This window comes from Tessaracoccus luoxuelianae, from assembly GCF_054483915.1.
This window is the reverse complement of the sequence record NZ_CM137013.1, coordinates 838,634-858,379: the sequence shown is the minus strand read 5'-3', so window position 1 is coordinate 858,379 and position 19,746 is coordinate 838,634. Positions and strand designations below refer to the sequence as shown.

The following is a 19,746-nucleotide window of genomic DNA, read 5'->3' as shown; positions in this document are numbered from 1 at the left end:
GACGTCGGACCCGCTTCGGGATACTCCCTCTCCGGACGACCTCGAGGAACTCGCCCGTGGGAGCAGCCGCAATGAGGGCGCCCCGGACCCGGGCGGCGAGGAGCCCTGAGTGGGATCGATGCCAATTGGAGAAGGCGGGGAGCAGCGCAGCGCCTGTTACCGCTTCGGCTATCCAGTGTTCTGCAGCCCGGCCGCTGCTCCGTTCACGGTGGTCAACAGGACCCGGGTCCACAGATCCGGGTCCTCCTGCGAAGGGGCGTCGTCTCCTGGAGCAGCCTCGCGCATGACGCGCAGTGCGCGCAACTGGAGGTGGCTGAGCGCGTCGATGGACGGGGCCCGCAGAGCAATCCGCGTACCGAGCCGGGGCTTGCGCTCCAGCAACTCCTCCTGTTCGAGGATCGCCAGCACCAGGCTGCGCGTCATTTCGAACTCCTCCAGCACCGCGCTTGTGACGCCCTCGTGCCCGCCGAGCGCGAGGAACGACTTCGCCAGGCGCGGGTTCGCCTTCGCGAGGCTCATCTCGGCGATGTCGATCAGACTGGCGAACAGCGGCCATTGACTGTAGGCCGCGCGCAACCGGTGGAGGTCTCCCACAGCGGCGAGTCCTGAGCCCAGCCCGAACCAGCCGGGCACGTTTGCCCTGATTTGGGACCAGGCGAACACCCAGGGGATGGCCCGGAAGTCACGGAGATCCCTACCCTTCTCGGCGCCGCTTCGCCGCGCCGGGCGGGACCCGAGCCGCAGCCGGCCCAACTCCTCAAGCGGGCTCGACTCAGCGACGACGTCGGCGAAACCAGGCATGCGCACAAAGCTGAGGTAGGTCTCGCGGGAAATCCGCTCCACGGTCGTCGCGACATCGTCGAATTCCTCAGCGGCGGCACGGTTGCGGTGCACCACGTCGTCGGTGTCTGCGAGCAGCACCGCCGACGTGAGTCGTTCCAGGTGCGCCTGGGCCAGGGTCACGTCCGCGTATCGGGCGAAGATGACCTCGCCCTGCTCGGTGACCTTGAACCGGCCGGAGACCGAGCCCGGCGGCTGGGCCAGGATGGCCCGGTGGACAGGCCCTCCGCCACGGCCCAGGGATCCGCCTCGGCCGTGGAACAGCGTGAGCTGGATGTCGTTGCGCTGTGCCCACTCCACGATCTCGGTCTGCGCCCGGTAGAGAGTCAGGGTCGCGCTGGCCGGTCCGACGTCCTTGGCCGAGTCCGAGTAGCCGACCATCACCTCGACGTGCCGGTCCACGTCGTCGAGCCAGCTGCGGGTGCTCTCCAGCGTGATCCAGTCCTCAAGGACGCCGACGGCCCCGTGCAGGTCGGCTCCGGTTTCGAACAGCGGCACCACGTCCAATCTGAGGTCGCCCTCCCCTACCGCGAGGCGGGCAAGTGCGCGCACTGCGACGAGGTGCTGAGCGTGCTGGGTGAAGCTCACCACGTGACGGCCACAGGACTGGGTCCCCCAGCGCTCCTGAATCCAGGACATGACCCGAAGCGTGTCGAGCACTTCTCGGGCGGCGTCGCTGAGCGCGCGGACGTGGGCCGGCCACCCGTTGACCGCGAGCGAGTCGAGTAGTTGCAGCCGGGTGGGGCCAGCGGGCGCTTCTGGGTCCCAGTCGAGCTGCCCCAGCAGTTCGTCGAGTACCGCCCGGTGGACATCGCTGTGTTGGCGCACCTCTAGGTCGGCCAAGTGAAAACCGAAAGTCTCGGCCAGCCACACCAGATGCTGGAGTTCTCCGAAAGCCGCCCGCGTGTCTCCCGCCCGCTCCAGGGAGGTCTGGATCATCGTGAGGTCAGCCACCAGCTCAACGGGCTCGCGGTAGGCAAGATCGATCCGGCCCTCCCGCGTGGCGGTGAGCCTGGTGGCGACAAAGAGCAGTTTCTGCCGGTGCGGTTCTCCCGGAGAGGACTTGCGGATCGATTGGAAGATCTCCGGCGCCGTGACCGCATCACGGGCCAGCGCATTGGCCAGCTCGGGCGACGGGGGGCTGGCCTCCTCGCTCATCGTGAGGGTGCGGGCGACACGTTCCGCCGCGGTGGTGAGCGCCGCGAGGATACATTCCGCCTGGATGGTCATGGTCTGCCGGGTGACCTCGGCTGTGACGAACGGGTTACCGTCACGGTCACCGCCCACCCAGGAACCGAACCGCAGGAAGCCGGGAACCGACGGGCGACACCGGCCCGGCTCCCCGTCGGCGATCGCGGACTCGACAGTGCGGTACAACCGTGGCACCGCTTGAAACAGCGTCTGGTCGAACACGGACATCACGGTGCGAACCTCGTCCGAGGGTTGTGGTGGTGCGGTGCGCAAGGGGGAGGTTCGGCTGAGGATGTCGATCTCCTCCAGCATCCGGCGCTGAGCAAAATCCCGCTCTTGTGAGCCGGAGCTCGGATCGTCGTAGCGGTCCAGTTGTTCGGCGATCCGGTGTAGGGCTGAGGAGACAGCGCGCCTGCGAGCTTCCGTGGGGTGTGCGGTCAGCACCGGATGGATGCGGAGGTTCTTCACCCGAGCCGCCGCGGGGCCGAGTGCAGCCACCGCCGGCCACACGTCCGGCGCAGTGCCCGCCACCTCGGAGTGTGTCCCGCGAATGAGCCTGGAGCGGTACCGCTCCTCGCTGAGGTTGATCAGGTGGAAGTGAACGGTCAGGGCCTGCGCGAGTTGAAGCGCCTGAGTAGCGGTCAGTGCCCCGACGATCCGGCCAGGCTCCTCGGGGTCGCCGCCATCGGCGGCCCGTGCCGCAGAGTCCTGCACTTGCCGCATAAGCGTGGCGAGCGCGCCGGCTCCCCACTCGTGGAGCACCTGCTCATGCAGTTGTGTGAGGATGTCGATGTCGGCTTCCAGGAGCCGGTCAAGACCGTACGGATCCTGGTCCAGGTGGATCGCCTCGGCAAGGGGATTGATCATTGGTACCTCTCTATTTCGTGAATGAAGAATCGGGTATCATGCTCCACTATGGCACCTGGCGACTGGACCTTTCTCTCCAATTACGGCCACGTCCTCGTGGCCCTGGCCAGAACCCCTACTGCGCGGATGCGAGACATCGCGCAGCAGGTGGGTATCACTGAACGCGCCGTGCAGCAGATCGTCGGTGAGTTGGTGACGCAGGGTTACGTGATCAAGGAAAAGTCGGGACGGCGAAATGAGTATCGCCTGGCTCCCGACACCCACCTGCGCCACAACCTGGAGCGCGGCGTCAGGGTCGCCGACTTCGTGGCGATGGTGAGCGGGGCTGGTGAAGCGAATGTGACTCGCGGGACGCCGAACAGGGCGAAGAGTTGACTTACCCATGCCCCCATCTCTCGCGATCGGGCGTTGCGGTCGGTCTGCCCCCGCTTCGCATTGGACTTGCTACTGCTCCTAGTTTCCGGAATTGCACTTCGCGTGTCAAGTCGCTATTGTTCTGACCATGGACGAGGACTTCTTTGGCGATCTCATCGCTGCGAACCACCGCTACGCGAGGTCCGGGCCCCGCCCCTTCGACGGCATCGCACACGCAGGGATCGCCATCGTGACATGCATGGACTCACGCCTGGAGCCCTTGGAGATGCTGGGCCTGACACTGGGCGAGGCCAAGATCATGCGCACGCCTGGAGGCCATGTCACAGTGGACGCGCTCACCGGATGCGTGTTGGCCGCACACCTTCTCAACGTGGACCGCATCCTGATCGTCCAACACACCCGCTGTGCCATGGCCAGCGGCGACGACGATGCGATCCGTCGGCGCGTGTCGGAGACGACCGGTACGGACCTCGGCACCCTGCCCATCGGGGCGGACCCGGACCAGCATGGCCGGATCCACGCCGATGTCGCACTGCTGCGGCAGCACCCGTTGCTCTCTGACCGGGTTAGGGTCGGAGGCTTCCTGTACGACGTTGAGACCAGCCTCCTGGAACAGATCGCATGAGCACCCCCCCTGCTCAGGGCAGCTCCAGCGAGGCTTACGCAGGGACCGCTCGTTTTCCGATGCCAGCATTGCTGGTCTTGGAGGACGGGCGGTTCTTCTGCGGCACGTCGTTCGGTGCCGCTGGAGAGACTTTCGGGGAGGCCGTCTTCTCCACAGGCATGACGGGCTACCAGGAGACTCTCACCGATCCCAGCTACCACCGCCAGGTCCTGATCGCGACGGCTCCCCACATCGGCAACACCGGATGGAACGACCAGGACAATGAGTCGCGCAGGATCTGGGTGGCCGGTTACGTGGTCCGCGACCCTTCACGGATCCACTCGAGTTGGCGCGCCAGCGGCTCCCTGGACGACGAACTGCGGCGGCAAGGGATCGTCGGCATCGCCGACCTCGACACGCGGGCGCTGACGCGCCACATCCGTGACAACGGCGCGATGCGGGTGGGCGTCTCCACGATCGAGACCGACCCCCAGCAACTGCTTGCGCGGGTGTTGGAGACGCAGCCCATGCTGGGGGCGGACCTCGTGGCCGATGTCACAGTGGCTTCGAAGCAGGTCGTCCCGGCAGTGGGCAGGAAGCGCTTCACAGTCGCCGCGATCGATCTCGGCATCAAGGACATGACCGCCACCCGGCTCGCCCAGCGAGGAATCGAGGTGCACGTCCTGCCTGCTGCGAGCACCCTCGACGACATCACCGCAGTGGGTCCCGATGGAGTCTTCTTCTCCAACGGGCCCGGCGACCCGGCGGCAGCCGGGCGTGCGGTGGACCTTCTCACCGAGATTCTGGATGCGGGGCTGCCCTACTTCGGGATCTGCTTCGGCAACCAGATCTTCGGTCGCGCACTCGGCTTCGGCACCTACAAGCTGAAGTACGGCCATCGCGGCATCAACCAGCCGGTGATGGACCTGGCCAGGGGCACGGTGGAGATCACCGCCCAGAACCACGGCTTCGCCGTCGATGCCCCTCTGGGCCAGTCCGTGTCCACCCGCTGGGGAACCGCACGAGTTTCCCACGTCTGTCTCAACGACGACGTGGTCGAGGGCCTGGAGTTGCGTGACTATTCCGGCCGACTGACTGCCTTCGCTGTTCAGTATCACCCGGAGGCAGCCGCCGGACCGCACGACGCCGACTACCTGTTCGACCGCTTCGTCGACGTCATGGCAGGAAGGGACGCCTGATGCCCCGTCGCACCGACATCTCCTCGATCATGGTGATCGGCTCCGGGCCGATCGTCATCGGGCAGGCGTGCGAGTTCGACTACTCCGGCACGCAGGCCTGCCGCGTGTTGCGCGAGGAGGGGTTCCGGGTGATCCTGGTCAACTCCAACCCGGCCACCATCATGACCGACCCCGAGTACGCCGACGCAACTTACATAGAACCGATCAGGCCCGAGTACCTCGAACAGATCATCGCCGCGGAGCGCCCCGACGCGCTGCTCGCGACGCTTGGAGGCCAGACCGCACTCAACGCCGCCATGACCCTGTTCAAGAACGGGGTGCTCGACCGCTACGGTGTCGAACTCATCGGCGCCTCCGTCGACGCCATCGAAAAGGCGGAGAACAGGCTGGAGTTCAACCAGATCGTCACCTCACTCAAGGTGCCCGGCGCTGACGCCGGTGTGGCACGCTCGCGAATCTGCCAGGTCATGGACGAAGTCCTTGCCGCCGCGGGGATCCTCGGATACCCCATCGTGGTCCGGCCGAGCTTCACCATGGGCGGGCTCGGCTCCGGCATCGCCTACAACCAGGAGGAACTGATCCGGATCGCCGGGGCAGGACTTTCGGCGTCGCCGGTCACCGAGGTGCTGATCGAGGAGTCGATCATCGGCTGGAAGGAGTTCGAACTCGAAGTCATGCGCGACGGATCGGACAACGTCGTGATCGTGTGCTCCATCGAGAACCTAGACCCCATGGGCGTGCACACCGGGGACTCCATCACAGTGGCCCCCGCCATGACGCTCACAGACAGGGAGTACCAGGCCATGCGCGACGTGGCCATCGCGGTGACCAGGGCGGTCGGCGTCGAAACTGGCGGCTGCAACGTCCAGTTCGCACTCAACCCTGTCGACGGGCGGCTGATAGTGGTGGAGATGAACCCGCGGGTCTCCCGATCCTCGGCGCTGGCCTCGAAGGCCACCGGCTTCCCGATCGCGAAGATCGCAGCGAAGGTGGCGGTGGGCTACACCCTCGACGAGATCCCCAACGACATCACCGGCGAGACGCCCGCCTCGTTCGAACCGTCGCTGGATTACGTCGTGGTCAAGTGCCCGCGCTTCGCGTTCGAGAAGTTCCCAACCGCTGACAGCACCCTCACCACGCACATGAAGTCAGTGGGCGAGGCCATGGCCATCGGCCGAAGCTTCACCGAAGCACTCGGCAAGGCTCTGCGCTCGCTGGAGGACCCGGCGGCTCTCTTCGACTTCACTCGCCCGATCATCGAGAGCGTGGACGAGCTGCTGCGCCGCATCGCCCGACCGCACGACCACCGCCTCGCCCTCATCATGCAGGCGCTTCGTGCCGGCGCCACCTCGGCACAGGTGGTAGAAGCAACCCGGATCGATCCGTGGTTCGTCGACCAACTGCAGCTGATCCGCGAGACGGCCGACCAGGTGTGCTCGGCCCCAGAGCTGACGGGCGGTCTCATGCGGCTCTCCAAGCGACACGGCCTCTCCGACGATCAGATCGCCGACCTGCGCAATCTCAGCCCTGACGTTGTCCGTGGCCTCCGCTGGGCGTTCGGCATCCGGCCCGTGTACAAGACGGTCGACACCTGTGCCGCCGAGTTCGCGGCCCGGACGCCGTACCACTACTCCAGCTACGACGAGGAGACCGAGGTCGAGCCCCGCGCCCGGCCAGCCGTCATTATCCTGGGCAGCGGTCCCAACCGGATCGGGCAAGGCATCGAGTTCGACTACTCGTGCGTGCACGCGGCCATGGCGTTGCGGGACGCCGGCTACGAGACGGTGATGGTCAACTGCAACCCCGAGACGGTCTCGACCGACTACGACACCACCGACCGGCTGTACTTCGAACCCCTGACGCTGGAGGACGTGCTGGAGGTGGTCCATGCCGAGCTCGCGGCCGGGCCCGTGGCGGGCGTCCTCGTGCAGCTGGGCGGGCAGACGCCGCTCAAGCTCGCACAGGCGCTCAAAGACCGCGGAGTCCACATCGTGGGCACGTCGCCAGAGGCCATCCACCTGGCGGAGGATCGCGGAGAATTCGGCGCCCTCCTCAGCGCCGCGGGCCTGCTGTCCCCCCAGCACGGCACGGCCGTCTCCGCCGGACAGGCGCTGGCGGTCGCCCACACGATCGGTTACCCCGTGCTGGTTCGTCCCAGCTACGTGCTGGGCGGGCGCGGCATGGAGATCGTCTACGACGACGCCTCACTGGTGAGCTACATCCAACGCGCAACCGAGATCGACCCCTCGCACCCCGTGCTCGTGGACCGGTTTCTCGACGACGCGATCGAGATCGACATCGATGCGCTCTTCGACGGGACGGAGCTCTACATCGGCGGCGTGATGGAACACATCGAGGAGGCCGGCATCCACTCCGGCGACTCGGCGTGCACCCTTCCTCCGATTACCCTCGGTACCGAGACCATCGACCAGATTCGCAGCTCCACCGAGATCATCGCCAAACGGATCGGGGTGAAGGGCCTGATCAACATTCAGTACGCGCTGCTCGGCGATGTGCTCTACGTGCTTGAGGCCAACCCGCGGTCATCGCGGACCGTGCCCTTCGTCTCGAAAGCCACCGGCACGCCGCTGGCCAAGGCCGCAGCCCGAATCTCACTCGGCGCGATGATCGCCGAACTCCGCTCAGAGGGAATGCTCCGATCCGGGGGAGACGGCGCGACGGCGCTCGCGTCGGCACCGATCGCCGTGAAGGAAGCCGTGTTGCCCTTCAACCGGTTCCGCAGCCCCGAGGGCGTCGGCGTCGATCCGCTGCTCGGCCCGGAGATGAGATCCACAGGCGAGGTCATGGGGCTCGATGCGGCCTTTGGCCCCGCCTTTGCCAAGAGCCAGGCCGCGTCGTTCTCCGCTCTTCCCACGACTGGGACGGTGTTCGTCTCGGTGGCGAATCGCGACAAGCGGCACGCGATCTTCCCGATCAAGAGGCTCGCCGACCTCGGGTTCCGGATCCTGGCCACCGAGGGCACGGCACAGGTGCTGCGTCGCCACGATGTTGCGGTCACTGTGCTCCGGAAAGCGTCGCAAGGTCCAGGTCCCAACGGTGAGCTGACGGTGGTGCAGGCCATCGCGGCAGGCGAGATCGACCTCGTGGTCAACACGCCGCACGGCCACTCGCTCCATGGCAGCCCCCGACAGGACGGCTGGGAGATTCGCGGCGCGGCCATCCGCGCCGGCGTGCCTTGCGTCACCACGACCCAGGCCCTCGCGGCGTGCGTGCAGGGCGTCGAATCCCTGCGCCAAGGAACCCCGGGGGTGCGTTCGCTGCAGTCCTGGAACGCCGCGATTCAAGCTGATCTCCCCTGATCCGTGGCCCGCTCCGTCCCAGCGCCACTGGGCAGTGGGGTTGGGCGCTGTGGGGTAGTGCCGGTGAGCGCCACCGGTGGTCGGGTGACGCTCACCGGCTGTGGCTCATGCGGTGGCGGTGTGTTCGCGCATGTTGGTGCCGCCGGTCTCGATCCTGATGGTGTTGTGGACGACGCGGTTCATGATCGCGGCAGCGTGGACACCGGAGCCGAGCCCGTGGTGCCAGTCCTTCTTCGCGTACTGGGTGCAGAACACGGTTCAGACGGCGTCATAGCGGCGCTCGAGGAGTACCACGAGCATGCTGCGGGTGCTCTCGTCGGGGCAATCCGCTGGACCACTGGCTCAACGAGCGACTCGGTGGGTGTCTGTTGCCCGGCCAGCGATTGACGTGCTGGGCCTGGTTGGCGCCGCTCAACTCCCGAAGAGTCTTCCCCAGCCGGGAATCTCAAGGTTGGAGAGCTGCTCCCCGAAGCCAGTGATGTCCTCTCCTAATCCGGCGACCTGCTCGGTTGCCCCCGCAGCAATATCGCTTGCCCCGCCGGCCAGGTCAGCGGCCCCGGCGGTGAGGTCCTCGAGACCGCCGGTGAAGCCTTCCAGGTCGATCGAGCCGGCAAGGGCATCAAAATCGACACCCGCGGTCAGGGCTTCGGCGAGGAGCGGGGCGGCGACGGCGCTGATGGCCGCGCCCCCCGCGACGGCGATCAGGAGCCCTCCTGTCGCACCGGCAGCGGCCACCCCGACCCTCTGCCCGGTCATGGCGGCGCCGGGTCGAGGGGTGCGGGCGAGGATCCCGGCCAGTAAGCCGGGCCGAGCGGCTTCGGCGCGGGTGGCGGTGCGGGCAAGGTCGGCCGGTTGCGATGTGCGCGGCTGCTCGCCACGAGGTAATTCGATGCCAAGGCGCGTGTGGAGCTGGCCGCGCTCTGCGGGAGTGAGGCGTGCGAACACGTCTGCATGGATCCGCTCCAGCTGGGTGGGTTCGGCGGTGCGGAGCAGGTACTCGTAGCGAGCCACCGCGGCACGCTCGGCCGTGTGGTGATCCGGCGGCGGTGGGGTCAGTCCAACCGAACTCGAGGGTGCTGCCTGGGTCGCGGCGGGCGGTGCGACCGGCGGCTGCGCGGATGCCGCTGCCGTGGGGGCTGGCGCGTTGCCGATGAGCGTGTTCACGGTACCCCGCAGCCTGCTCTTCCAGTCTCGGGGCTCGTTGCCGGGAGCCTGCGCTGGGGCCGGGGTCTTATTGAGAGCCTGGGAAGCCAGGCCGCTGAGGAGGTCGAACAAGTTCATGAGCGTTCCCTTCGGTGCGGGCGGGTGATGCGGCTATCGGCGGAGCGCGGCGGGTGAGCCGTGCTCCGGTCGTGGCGTCTGGTACTGGGCGGTGGAGTGTCGTCGACGGTTCGGCCAACCAGTTCTCAGAGCCGGCGGGTTTGCCTTCTCAGACTGGCTGAGGGATGGTGTGTCGGGTCGCCGCGGGTGTGGCTTCTCGATCGCAGCGGCAGGTGTCCCGGTCAGTCGACGGAGCGATCGTTCCGGCTCCCAGCGGGCACAAGTGCACGGCGGCGGAAGAGCGGCTCGACGGCGGCAAGTTCCTCGTCGGTGGCGATCCGGAACGCCCCTGCCGCCTCGGCCTGCACTTCGCGTCGGCCTTGGCCGCGGGTGGCGCGGAGGCTTGCGACGATAGACACAGTGATGATGGTCGCGACGACGGCGAGGCTGATTGTCGTGGGAATGTAGAGCACATCTAGGAGCAGCATCTTGATGCCCACCCAGATCAGGACGAACGAGAGTCCGATCTTGAGGTAGACGAACCGATGGATCAGGTCCGCGAGGAGGAAGTACATCGCCCGCAGTCCCAGGATCGCGAACGCGTTGGCGGTGAACACCAGGAACGGTTCGCTGGTCACGGCGAAGATCGCCGGGATCGAGTCCACCGCGAAGATAATGTCAGTGATCTCCACCAGCACCAGCACCGCCAGCAGCGGCGTCGCCACCACAACCCCCGCCTTGCGGACCAGGAACTTCTGCCCGTGGTACGCGTCTGTCATCGGCACGAACCTGCGGAACACCTTGAGGATGCGGGACTTCTCAGGATGGACGTGCTCGTTGCGTGAGCGGAACATCCGCCAGCCGGTGTAGATGAGGAACGCCGCGAAGACATATAGGACCCACGAGAAGTTCTCGATCAGCGCGGCGCCTGCGGCAATGAAGATCCCGCGGAAGACCAGCGCACCGAGGACGCCGAGGAACAGCACCCGGTGTTGAAGCTCGCGGGGGACCGCGAAGGCGGCGAAGATGATCGCCCAGATGAACACGTTGTCGACGGCGAGGGATTTCTCGATCAGATAACCGGCGAAATACTGCTGCCCGAACTCCGCCCCCCACAGCGCCCACACCAGCACACCGAACGCGACACCGATCGTCACCCACACAACCGACCAGAGGGCGGCTTCCCGCACCCCGATCACGTGGGCCGTGCGGTGGGCGATCAGGTCCACGGCAAGCATCACCAGGATCACACCCAAGACCGCGAACCACGCCCACCAAGGAACATTCATGACAAAGACCTCCACGAAATTCGTGAAGGTCTCATCGGCCTTGTCGGCCCTGCGCACCGGATCCCGCGGCGGGACCGTATTGACGATGCGGAGCGAGGATTACTCCCCTTCGCGTCCCATGAAACACGAGAAGTGTCTTCACGTCAAGTCAGCGACGATCTTCAGACATGTCAGCCGCGAGAGGGTGATTGTGGTGAACCAATTTGACATACGCAACCGAATTCGTGAATACTTGATCGCATGCATGTACTGACCGCCGGCCGGTTGGCCCAGCTTTCGGGGGCCAGGCTCGTCGGCGACCCTGGCTCTCTCGTCGGACCCGACGTGGTTATCGACTCACGCGCATGCTCCCCCGGCGCCCTCTTTATCGCTCTGCCGGGGGAGCGGGCCGATGGTCACGACTTCGTAGCGGGTGCGGTCGCGGCTGGCGCCGCGGCCGTCCTCGTGCGCAAGGAACGCCCCATGGCGGTCCCGCAACTTGTGGTGCCTGACCCCCTGGCCGGGCTGACGGCCCTGGCAAGGGCACTTGTGGAGGAAGCCGTCGCAGCGGGGCTGGTCACCGTCGGCATCACCGGGTCGTCAGGCAAGACCAGTACTAAGGACTTGCTGGCCCAGGTGCTGGCGACCGCCGGCCCCACGGTCGCCCCTGTCGGCTCATTGAACAACGAGCTCGGGGTGCCGCTGACGGGCACCCGGCTGGATGCGGCCACACGGTTCCTGGTCAGCGAGATGGGCGCCCGCCGCAGAGGCCACATCGCCTCCTTGTGCGCGATCGTGACGCCTCACGTCGGCATTGTGCTCAACGTCGGCCACGCTCACCTCGGCCAGTTCGGGTCGGTCTCGGCGATCGCGAAGGCAAAGGGCGAACTCGTGGAGGCGCTGCCCGCAGAAGGCTGGGCGGTCCTGAACGCCGACGATCCGCTCGTCTCAGCGATGGCCGGACGCACCAGCGCCCGGATCGCCACCTTCGCCGTCGGTGCTGCGCCCGGGTGGGGCGACCTGCGGGTCTGGGCCGAGGAGGTCGGGGCCGCTGACAGGCAACGGCCCACCTTCATGCTCCACGCCGGCGGCGCAGCCAGCGGATGTGCACCAGTGGCGTTGCAGGTGACCGGAGCCCATCAGGTGGGCAATGCGCTGGCCGCAGCGGCGGCAGCGCTGGGGCAGGGCCTGGACGTTCCCATGGTTGCCCAGGCTCTTGGCAGCGCGACCGCCCGCTCGCGCTGGCGGATGGAACTCAGCGCTCGTCCGGACGGGGCGCTCGTAATCAACGACGCCTACAACGCCAATCCCGAGTCCATGACTGCGGCACTGCGCACCCTCGCCTCCCTGCGTAGACCCGGCGGGCGCCTTCTCGCGGTGCTGGGCGACATGCTGGAACTCGGCCCCGGCGCCGCCGCCGCCCACATCGAGGTCGGGGCGCTTGCCGCAGCGCTCGGCGTGGACCGGCTGATCGCGATCGGCGCCCATGCCGACGACCTGGTCTCCGGAGCCGGTGGCGTCGAGACCATCGTGGCATCGGACAGGGCCGCCGCCTCCGCCGCTGCCGCCGCCTGGCTGAGTCCTGCGGACGTCGTGCTGGTCAAGGCATCAAGGGGCTTGGCTCTGGAGACCCTGGCCGAACAACTGGCCGCACCGCACAGAGGTGATCGACGATGAGGAGCCCGAGCCATCAGCTCGCTGCTGGCCTTCAGCCTCGCACACCTGGTCAGCTCTACTCCTGTGTGCCCAGCGACTGCTACTCGACCAAGGCCCCGAAAACCGACAGCACCTCTGGTTAAACAGCACCTCTGGTTAACCCGAGAACATTGAGGGATGGTCCTCTCGCTCACGGTGAAGTAGGCCGCAGCCGCCCAGCAGAATCCTCTTCGAAACCTTCCGGGGCCAATCCCTGCAATGCATCTGCCGTCGGGGGTCCCGTGGCTCGGCGAGCCACGGCCGGCGCACCCCCCTCGCTGAGCATGCCTCAGCCGGGGAAGCGGTGCTCGAGTGCGTCCAGGAGCCGACGCCTGGAGGCCTCGACGTTCTCGCGGCGGGCGGTGTTCAGTTCGGTCTCGACCTGCTCGACATCGGCGGCGAGACGTTCATCACCGAATACGCCCCGGATCCAGCGGGAGAAGTCATGGGCCCCGGCGTGGAAAGCGATGACATCGGCCTCGCAGCCGTCCAGCTCAGTGTGGAAGTCGCGTAGGTTCGCTGCCTCGTGACCGGAAGTTGACTCTCGGCTGCCGCGAAACACGAACCGCCGATGGACCGGCAGGTCCGCCGTCGCGTACTTGTGCCAGTGGCGCTCGTGAATGGTACGCCGGTGGCCGACTATGAAGGGGCGCAGTACTCCGGGCTCGCTGGCGCGCACGAGCAGGCCGGCCCCTGCGGGGAGGACGGAGAATGCTGCGAGGACGTCGTTGACCAAGAGCCCGCAAAACGCCGTTGTGGCGGCGACGACCACGTCTTCCGCATCGAGGGTAGTTGGCTGCAGTGACACAAGGATGTCGATGCTGTTCCGAGCCTCAGCACTGAGTTCGGTGGGGTGGTAGGTGATGAGGCAGTGGCCCTTGCGGTCCGGTGCGAACAGGCGTGAGTTCTGACTCTCTTGGCCGAGAGACTCGTGGGCCTCGTCGATCAGCACCCAGTGGGGCAGGCCGCGGTCGCTGCGCAGGTCGGCGAGCCGGGGCGGTTTCTCCTGGTACCATCTGCGTCTTTCTTCCCCGGTGAGCTGGGACAGGTCGGCGACGATGCTTGTGCCATGGTGACTCAACAGCGTGCGTACGAGCCCAGTTCCAGGTCCGGGCTCGTACCCACCCAGATGAACGACGTTAGGCAGGTCGGCCAGACTTGTGTGGTCGCCCTCGACATCGATGACGACCACGGCGTAGGCGAGACGGATGAGCTGCTCGGCGATGAGCCCGGCCAGATAGGACTTCCCGGCACGGGTGCCGCCCGTCACAAGAATGTTGACCTGGGAGGCCGGAATGGTGGCGGGTGTGCCGTCGAGGTAGGTTCCGAGCGCGATCTGCCAGCGTTCGGGATGCACGTGGGAGCGCCCGGCCATGACGTCACCCCGCAGGATCTCGATCACCCCTTTGCCGTCCGGGGCAAGCGTGACGATATCGGCGCGGCGCTTGAGGGACTCGACGGCGTTGGCGACGGCGACGCCAATCTCGCAGCGCGAGAGCATGGTGTGGTCGTTCTCGGCGTCGCCAATGGCGATCGTGGAGTGCCGGGACAGGCCCAGGTTGTCGAGGGCGGCGTCCAGTCCGGTTCCCTTGGTGACGCCGGCTGGCACGATCATCAGGGCGCCCCGGTTCCGCGTGAGTTGGTAGTCGGCTCCGAGTCGACGGACCTCCTCCAGAACCAGGTGGTCGTGGGTCGCCGAGCAGCCTAGGAGTACCTGCCCGCGGTCGACCTGGACCCCGCGGCGGGCGAGCGCGTCGGCCAACGCGGGATCGATCGGCTGAGCCAGCACCTGCGACCCCTCCTGGGTGTGAAGCACCGCGCCGTTTTCGGCGACGATTGCGTCGAACCAGTTGTCCACATCGGCGAAGCCCGCCCGCAGGTGACGCAGTGTGCGGCCGGTGACCAACACGAGGCGGCGCCCGCCGGCTCGCGCCTCGCCGAGGGCAGCGAGCACGGCCGGGGCGGGTCGCTCACCGTCTGTCAGAGTGCCGTCGAAATCGAGTGCGACAGCGCGGAAATAGTCAGGCATGGCCTTCCATCAAGTGGGTGAAGGTCCTCGTTAGCAGGGATGTCCCCTTCGAATGTTACAGTATTCATGAAACATGCTTCGCATTTCAACCCCACGAATGATCACGGGGTACCACCAGCCCTCGAAACCCCAGTTGCCCGAATCAGCAAGTCAATCCGTCGGCCCCCTGCGGCTCGGGCGGAGGCGCCGAGTCCTCCGGACGCCGACTCAAGTGGCCGATATTAGTCCGCGGCCTCGGCGCGCCGCACACCGCCGACTCCACCGGCGAAGTCGCCATCGCGGTCACGGCCATCGCCGCATGGCGTCGACAACATCGTGCACGCCGCCGGCGACCCGGCTGCCGGAGTATCTGACCGTCTGAGCGCCGTTGGCTTTCGCGGTTGAGTAGCCCGGGGAGTGGGGTTGGGGGCCGGGGGCGTGGATGCCGGAGCCGAGTCTGTGGTGCCAGTCCTTCTTCGCGCGCTGGGTGCAGAACACGGTGGAGACGGCGTCGCAGTGGCGTTCGAGGAGTTCCAGTAGCATGCTGCGGGTGCTCTCGTCGGGCGGGTCGAGGAGTGATTCGTCGATCACGGGCAGCGTGAACGCGGCGTACTTGCGCAGGAACTTCACCTGGCCCCTGGAGTGATCTCCAGTCGGAGCCTCAATCGGCCCACCACCGCCGGCAGCGCTCCCACCGTTCGGCTCGGCATCCAGTTTGTGGACCTTCAGGATCGTGTCACGACTCGCGCCACAGAGGCGAGCGGACCCTGGATCCGGCATTATCACCACAGTCGGGAACCGTGGGGAATGCGCCCTCACCAACAAGGCGAGGCTCCCCTCCTCCAACGCAACGTGCACCATTTCCCCAGGTATCACCCCTTGCCAAAGGCGCTACACCCCAGAAACAGAGAATCGACGAGAGGTTTTCACCTCTCGCCGATTCCCGGTATTTGCCCTAGTCAGAGGCACTTTTTGTGCGCGAGAGAGGAGTTGAAGCTCTTCTGCTGTCAGCCGATAATGGCCCCCTGACAAGGTATTTTGATCGGCCGTCGCCATGTCGTCACCTTGTCGTGGGGAATACGTGGGGAATCGCTCCGAACCCGAGATCCGCGCGGATCTGGGGTCCATCGCTGCCCTTCAGCATAGTCGGGGCCCGCCCCGGGATCACTGGCGAGCCAGCGGATCGGGACGCGTGCAGGTTCGGCTCCCTCCTGGACGCCGTGAGGCCTGGCAAGTCCGACACCGACCGCTCGCAGCAACAAGAAGGCGCGGGCAACGTTCCCCTTGAGATCGTGCGGCAAGAGGCGTGTCGAGGACACAACGCGGTCGCATGGGCCAGGTGAGGAGAGCGCGTCCATCGCGATCGTCATGGTCAGCGGCCCACTGAGGGGACCAGCGCCGGCGAAGGCGCGGTCGGCGGCTCCGGGGTGATGGCCTGGCCGACGGAGACCGCCTCCCAGCGCGAGGGGTCGGTCTGAACTCGGATGTCACTTTCCAGAGCATCGAGCGCGCTATCGGTGATGGTCGGAGCCGGCTGGGTGGTCTGAAGAATCAGGTCTGCGGCGCCAATGACACGCTGGCCCGTGCTGCGGAGGATGTCGGCGAGGTCACACTGCTCGGTCACCGCGTTGAGTGCCCAGCCGGCGACGTAGTTGAAGGTGTACTGGCTGGAGTCGAGCCCGTGCGCGCTGGTCACCATGTACGCGACCGATTCGGCTTCCACTTCGAGGATGCCCCGGCAGTCGCGGCCCTGCTGGTCTGGGTGGAGGATCACGTGACCGGCTTCGTGTGCGAGGGTCTTGACGGCCTGGGCGTCGTCGACGTCATCGCGGACCATGACGAGCCGGCGGCCGAAGTCGGTGTAGCCGTTCGGCCCCCCGAGGTCCGCGCCGCGACGTACGTCGAATCCCCGTTCCTCGAGGAGGCCTTGGAGGCGGTCCCACAGTCCAACGGGGGCTTGCCCGGTCAGGAGGGTGGCCTCGCCGATCTTGGGGTCAGGCAGAGGAGGACCGTCCGTCTGACGGATGTCGAACACCGTGACGGGCTTGGTCGCGACCACGTGGGTCCGGTGCAGGACGTGTCCGCGCTCGTCGCGCACCGGTTGGCCGGCGTCGTCGACGCGGGGCTCGCGGCGGGTGATGGGAGCTAGGACCTTGATGCCGGTCTCTCCGCGGCGGACCTGGCGACCCATGGCCTTGAACGCCTGGTAGCCGGCGACGTGGGTGGCCTGCGGGTCTTGGGCCATGATCAGCAGAGAATTTCCGAACGAGTACTTGTGGAACCGACTAGCGAACTTGAGCCAAACCTGCCAAGCCTGTGGGTCGTTGAGGACGAGGACGCCCTCGCTCAGTTGGGCGTGGAGCTTGTCGAGGGTCACTTGCCGGGCCTCGGCGGCGGCTACGCGGTCGGCGTCGCTGACAGGCCTTCGGTAGCCGGTCATGAGCCGCGACCATCCCGAAGGGCGGCGACCTGGTCGAGAATCTCCTCGATCGCTTCGCGGTGGGCGCCGGCGTCGGCCAACTGCTTGGCTCGGACGAGGAGGTCTTCGATGATGAGTGGGACGTCGGGGAGTGGGAGCACGGGTTCGGTCACGGCCGGTACCCCCTGTCAGTGGTCCGTGCGTCGTGCTGCTGCACGGGTTCCTCGGGGGCCGCGAACGGGACCGGCGCCACGTCCTCCCACTCCCCCATCGCCTCGGGCCTCTGCTGTGGCGGCACGATCCGTCCGTGCGGGTCGCGTACCTGGACGGGGTCGACGTACAGGTCGAGGTCACCGCCCCGGCGTTCGATGGCGGCCTCGATGAGCAGCGCCCGTGCGTACGCGGTGTTCGCCGCAGCCTTGTGCGTCGCGCTGAGGACACCACCTCGCGCTTCGGGAGTCAGGAGCTCGCGGTAGGCGTCGCTGGTCTGGTAGTAGTCGCGGGCCACGTCGTCGAACGACTTGCCGGCGTCGTCGTAGCGGACGCCGTGCTCGTTGGCCCACTGGAGCCACAACTGGGCTCGGGGGACGAGGCGATCTGCGTGGTGGTTCATGTCGCTCTCTCCTTCGACAAGCTCGCGACCTGCCACCCCGCATAACGAGACGCCGCCCCCTCCGGTGGACACAGCCCTTGACTGACCTCGGTCGAGATCGTTCACCGTGATTCCGGACCGCCGCGCCAAAATATGGGAGGTCTTCTGGTGAAGTGTCGCCGTGATGTCCTTTAGGGACGCATCGAAGGCTTGGGCGGAGTTAGTAGGCTCACGGCTCCCCGCCACTCTGCCTGCCGAGCCGACGCGCTACAGATCCCATTGCTGCTTCATTCTTCGCCCTTGTCATCATGTAAAGCCAGTCAGGGACTTGAGGGGTGGTGCGTCGGAGGTCGTACAGGTGTGTTTGCCAAACCAAGAGTTCCTGACCATCTATTGGCTTGTTAGGGCCCTCGCCGATCCGGCTCCCAATGGTGTTAGCCAGATCCGCTCTGTCGCGGGCAGCCCGACGTGTGCTAGAGAGGTACTCGAAGACGTCTAGGGCTCCGGGCAGCACTGGCAACAGAACGCCGAGAAGAAATGTGGGAAGTGAAATTCCAGTCCACATGCTCCACACAATCAGCGTGGTAACCCAAACTCCAGCGAGTGCGCTCCATACGGTGACCGCGGTTCGGATGAGACGATCCGTATAGGCAGCGTTTGCTCGTTGAGAGATCGCAACCGAGACCGCACCATCAACATGCGCTTCGATCTCGTACCACTTGATGAGCTTCTCCTTCGCGGCGACGCTGCGTAGTTGTGCATCGTCTCCGGCCAGACGCGCGATGTCCTCGGGGGACGGTAGGGCGGACCGACTTATCGTCGTCGGCATACTGAACACATACTGATCGAACTCCTCCTGGACGGCCGCTGCCCGCGTCATCAGCTCCACCTCGCGCGCTGTGATCCAGGTGCGCCCGAGGAAGATCCAGAGACCAGCTGCCGCGCCGGCGGCAACCGCGAAGCCCGGCATCAGAACTGATACGACTGGCGCCGCTAGCCCAAGGGCCAAGAGGCCTACCCAACGAAGTCCTTGCCAGTGCTTGGCCTTCGAATAGAGCCTTCGCTGCGCGATCAGAAGTCTCAGTGCGTCCTTCTCCACCTGTCGCTCAAGGATGGAGGCGCTCGTCGGTGGTGCGTATTCAGGTTTAGAGGTTGCCATGCTGAGCGCCTTACCTATTGAAGAGCAGCTTCAGCTGCGCGATTGCCTTGTCATGGTCGCCGGCCACCCAGTGGTCCTTCGCCTTCTCGGCTCTGGCGACAGCTGTGTCCAGCTTTGAGAGCGCATCAGTCCTGGTAGCTGTAGACGAGCATGCATTGAACCTTGAACTGAGCCCTGTTGGGTCATTCATCGATGCGAGTCCGATAACTTGAAGGTGCCTGAGCATCCGGTGCAGATCAAGGACGGGCACATATGACTTCTCGGCATCCATGTACTTGGCTGCCCGCATCTCGAGGTAGCAAGACGAGATGGGCACGTGGCGCTTGTACTTCCAGACCTTCAACTGGCGGGCAAGCTTCTTCGCCGCACCACCGAACTCCCGGTTGACCTCATTGACATACTTGTTGTGGTCCTCCGGATGGCTCTTCATCCAACTGCCAACGTTGGCTGGGTCCGCAATCGAGTAGCCGTCCCCTATGTAACCCGGCACAACCTCGACGATGCCGTCTGCGAAGTTGCAGACCACGGCCGGGCGTCGGATCGTGATCGTTGTCGACGGGAAGCGCGCCTGAAGAGCGGTCTTGACCCTTTCCAGGGTGGTAGTCGACGAGCCTGGCTTGTCGCCCTTCAGCGACACCAAGAAATCGGCATCGCTGTACTGCCACACTCCGGTGCCATGGCGGAGGGAGCCGATTTCGAACATGCGGTAGACGCCAATGGACCAGTCGAGCTTCGCTTCAATTGCGTCCTTGTGGCTCTTCGCGCCGTCAAAATCGCTGGCCAAGGGGGTGTAGAGGCTATTGAGGTCGCCCAGCCACGAATCAACAGTCTCACTCATTGCCTGCCCTCTCCATGCGCCTGACCACTCATGTGCTGGTTCCTCACCCAACTTCCCAACATGTTATTGGATCGCGCTGACAGTCAAATGTGGCTGGCGGAGCGCGGAGCA

Annotated in this window: 16 protein-coding genes; 5 read left to right on the top strand and 11 right to left on the bottom strand. The window is 66.1% G+C overall.

Annotated features, from left to right (window positions below; all coding sequences use genetic code 11):
• Window positions 1-168: 168 nt before the first annotated feature.
• Window positions 169-2,898 (bottom strand): phosphoenolpyruvate carboxylase, encoded by a 2,730-nt coding sequence (locus tag ACX1D1_RS03540; RefSeq protein ID WP_459055945.1) that lies wholly within the window; start codon window positions 2,896-2,898, stop codon window positions 169-171.
• Between the two features lie 48 nt (window positions 2,899-2,946).
• Here ACX1D1_RS03540 and ACX1D1_RS03535 point away from each other — a divergent pair, with 48 nt between their 5' ends.
• From ACX1D1_RS03535 to carB, 4 genes are all read left to right on the top strand, one after another.
• Window positions 2,947-3,273, top strand: a complete 327-nt coding sequence (locus tag ACX1D1_RS03535; RefSeq protein WP_459017855.1) for a helix-turn-helix transcriptional regulator — start codon at window positions 2,947-2,949, stop codon at window positions 3,271-3,273.
• Window positions 3,274-3,400: 127 nt separating this feature from the next.
• Window positions 3,401-3,898 carry a beta-class carbonic anhydrase gene (locus ACX1D1_RS03530; protein ID WP_459055944.1) on the top strand — a complete coding sequence of 166 codons (498 nt, stop codon included), beginning with the start codon at window positions 3,401-3,403 and terminating at the stop codon, window positions 3,896-3,898.
• A 59-nt stretch (window positions 3,899-3,957) separates the two neighbouring features.
• Window positions 3,958-5,076, top strand: a complete 1,119-nt coding sequence (carA, locus tag ACX1D1_RS03525; RefSeq protein ID WP_459055943.1) for a glutamine-hydrolyzing carbamoyl-phosphate synthase small subunit — start codon at window positions 3,958-3,960, stop codon at window positions 5,074-5,076.
• On the top strand, window positions 5,076-8,396 hold the full coding sequence (gene carB / locus ACX1D1_RS03520) for a carbamoyl-phosphate synthase large subunit (RefSeq protein WP_459017858.1): 3,321 nt from the start codon (window positions 5,076-5,078) through the stop codon (window positions 8,394-8,396). The genes carA and carB overlap by 1 nt, the downstream gene beginning before the upstream one ends.
• A 105-nt stretch (window positions 8,397-8,501) precedes the next feature.
• On the opposite strand, the gene ACX1D1_RS03515 is transcribed toward carB, so the two are convergent.
• The 3 genes from ACX1D1_RS03515 to ACX1D1_RS03505 all read right to left on the bottom strand — a co-directional run bounded on the left by ACX1D1_RS03515 (window position 8,502) and on the right by ACX1D1_RS03505 (window position 10,945).
• Window positions 8,502-8,651, bottom strand: a complete 150-nt coding sequence (locus ACX1D1_RS03515) for a hypothetical protein (protein ID WP_269466671.1) — start codon at window positions 8,649-8,651, stop codon at window positions 8,502-8,504.
• A gap of 156 nt (window positions 8,652-8,807) precedes the next feature.
• Complete coding sequence (locus ACX1D1_RS03510) at window positions 8,808-9,677, bottom strand: hypothetical protein (RefSeq protein WP_459055942.1); 870 nt, start codon at window positions 9,675-9,677, stop codon at window positions 8,808-8,810.
• 221 nt (window positions 9,678-9,898) lie between these two features.
• Window positions 9,899-10,945: a TerC family protein gene (locus ACX1D1_RS03505; protein WP_459055941.1), complete on the bottom strand. Its 1,047-nt coding sequence runs from the start codon at window positions 10,943-10,945 to the stop codon at window positions 9,899-9,901.
• Window positions 10,946-11,185: 240 nt separating this feature from the next.
• On the opposite strand from ACX1D1_RS03505, the gene ACX1D1_RS03500 reads away from it, so the two are divergent.
• On the top strand, window positions 11,186-12,601 hold the full coding sequence (locus ACX1D1_RS03500) for a UDP-N-acetylmuramoyl-tripeptide--D-alanyl-D-alanine ligase (RefSeq protein ID WP_459055940.1): 1,416 nt from the start codon (window positions 11,186-11,188) through the stop codon (window positions 12,599-12,601).
• Between the two features lie 307 nt (window positions 12,602-12,908).
• Here the strand turns inward: ACX1D1_RS03500 and ACX1D1_RS03495 are convergent, their stop codons facing one another.
• The 7 genes from ACX1D1_RS03495 to ACX1D1_RS03465 form a co-directional block, all read right to left on the bottom strand.
• Window positions 12,909-14,648 carry an HAD hydrolase family protein gene (locus tag ACX1D1_RS03495; RefSeq protein ID WP_459055939.1) on the bottom strand — a complete coding sequence of 580 codons (1,740 nt, stop codon included), beginning with the start codon at window positions 14,646-14,648 and terminating at the stop codon, window positions 12,909-12,911.
• Window positions 14,649-14,930: 282 nt separating this feature from the next.
• Window positions 14,931-15,257, bottom strand: coding sequence for an ATP-binding protein (locus ACX1D1_RS03490; protein ID WP_459055938.1), 327 nt, complete (start codon window positions 15,255-15,257; stop codon window positions 14,931-14,933).
• Window positions 15,258-15,999: 742 nt separating this feature from the next.
• Window positions 16,000-17,067 (bottom strand): ArdC-like ssDNA-binding domain-containing protein, encoded by a 1,068-nt coding sequence (locus tag ACX1D1_RS03485; RefSeq protein WP_459055937.1) that lies wholly within the window; start codon window positions 17,065-17,067, stop codon window positions 16,000-16,002.
• The gene (locus tag ACX1D1_RS03480; protein ID WP_459055936.1) at window positions 17,064-17,219 is read right to left on the bottom strand and encodes a hypothetical protein; all 156 of its coding nucleotides are present in this window, start codon (window positions 17,217-17,219) and stop codon (window positions 17,064-17,066) included. Before ACX1D1_RS03480 ends, ACX1D1_RS03485 begins: the two co-directional genes overlap by 4 nt.
• A complete protein-coding gene (locus ACX1D1_RS03475) occupies window positions 17,216-17,659 on the bottom strand; it encodes a hypothetical protein (RefSeq protein ID WP_459055935.1) in 444 nt (147 codons plus the stop codon). Before ACX1D1_RS03475 ends, ACX1D1_RS03480 begins: the two co-directional genes overlap by 4 nt.
• A 208-nt stretch (window positions 17,660-17,867) precedes the next feature.
• Window positions 17,868-18,797, bottom strand: coding sequence for an S-4TM family putative pore-forming effector (locus ACX1D1_RS03470; protein WP_459055934.1), 930 nt, complete (start codon window positions 18,795-18,797; stop codon window positions 17,868-17,870).
• 10 nt (window positions 18,798-18,807) lie between these two features.
• On the bottom strand, window positions 18,808-19,635 hold the full coding sequence (locus tag ACX1D1_RS03465; RefSeq protein WP_459055932.1) for an SMODS domain-containing nucleotidyltransferase: 828 nt from the start codon (window positions 19,633-19,635) through the stop codon (window positions 18,808-18,810).
• Window positions 19,636-19,746: the final 111 nt, after the last annotated feature.

What these genes read in the sequence shown, in the direction of transcription:
- ACX1D1_RS03540 (WP_459055945.1), bottom strand. Translation starts at nt 2,898, where the DNA reads ATGATCAATCCCCTTGCCGAGGCGATCCACCTGGACCAGGATCCGTAC.
- ACX1D1_RS03535 (WP_459017855.1), top strand. Translation starts at nt 2,947, where the DNA reads ATGGCACCTGGCGACTGGACCTTTCTCTCCAATTACGGCCACGTCCTC.
- ACX1D1_RS03530 (WP_459055944.1), top strand. Translation starts at nt 3,401, where the DNA reads ATGGACGAGGACTTCTTTGGCGATCTCATCGCTGCGAACCACCGCTAC.
- carA (WP_459055943.1), top strand. Translation starts at nt 3,958, where the DNA reads ATGCCAGCATTGCTGGTCTTGGAGGACGGGCGGTTCTTCTGCGGCACG.
- carB (WP_459017858.1), top strand. Translation starts at nt 5,076, where the DNA reads ATGCCCCGTCGCACCGACATCTCCTCGATCATGGTGATCGGCTCCGGG.
- ACX1D1_RS03510 (WP_459055942.1), bottom strand. Translation starts at nt 9,677, where the DNA reads ATGAACTTGTTCGACCTCCTCAGCGGCCTGGCTTCCCAGGCTCTCAAT.
- ACX1D1_RS03505 (WP_459055941.1), bottom strand. Translation starts at nt 10,945, where the DNA reads ATGAATGTTCCTTGGTGGGCGTGGTTCGCGGTCTTGGGTGTGATCCTG.
- ACX1D1_RS03500 (WP_459055940.1), top strand. Translation starts at nt 11,186, where the DNA reads ATGCATGTACTGACCGCCGGCCGGTTGGCCCAGCTTTCGGGGGCCAGG.
- ACX1D1_RS03495 (WP_459055939.1), bottom strand. Translation starts at nt 14,648, where the DNA reads ATGCCTGACTATTTCCGCGCTGTCGCACTCGATTTCGACGGCACTCTG.
- ACX1D1_RS03485 (WP_459055937.1), bottom strand. Translation starts at nt 17,067, where the DNA reads ATGACCGGCTACCGAAGGCCTGTCAGCGACGCCGACCGCGTAGCCGCC.
- ACX1D1_RS03475 (WP_459055935.1), bottom strand. Translation starts at nt 17,659, where the DNA reads ATGAACCACCACGCAGATCGCCTCGTCCCCCGAGCCCAGTTGTGGCTC.
- ACX1D1_RS03470 (WP_459055934.1), bottom strand. Translation starts at nt 18,797, where the DNA reads ATGGCAACCTCTAAACCTGAATACGCACCACCGACGAGCGCCTCCATC.
- ACX1D1_RS03465 (WP_459055932.1), bottom strand. Translation starts at nt 19,635, where the DNA reads ATGAGTGAGACTGTTGATTCGTGGCTGGGCGACCTCAATAGCCTCTAC.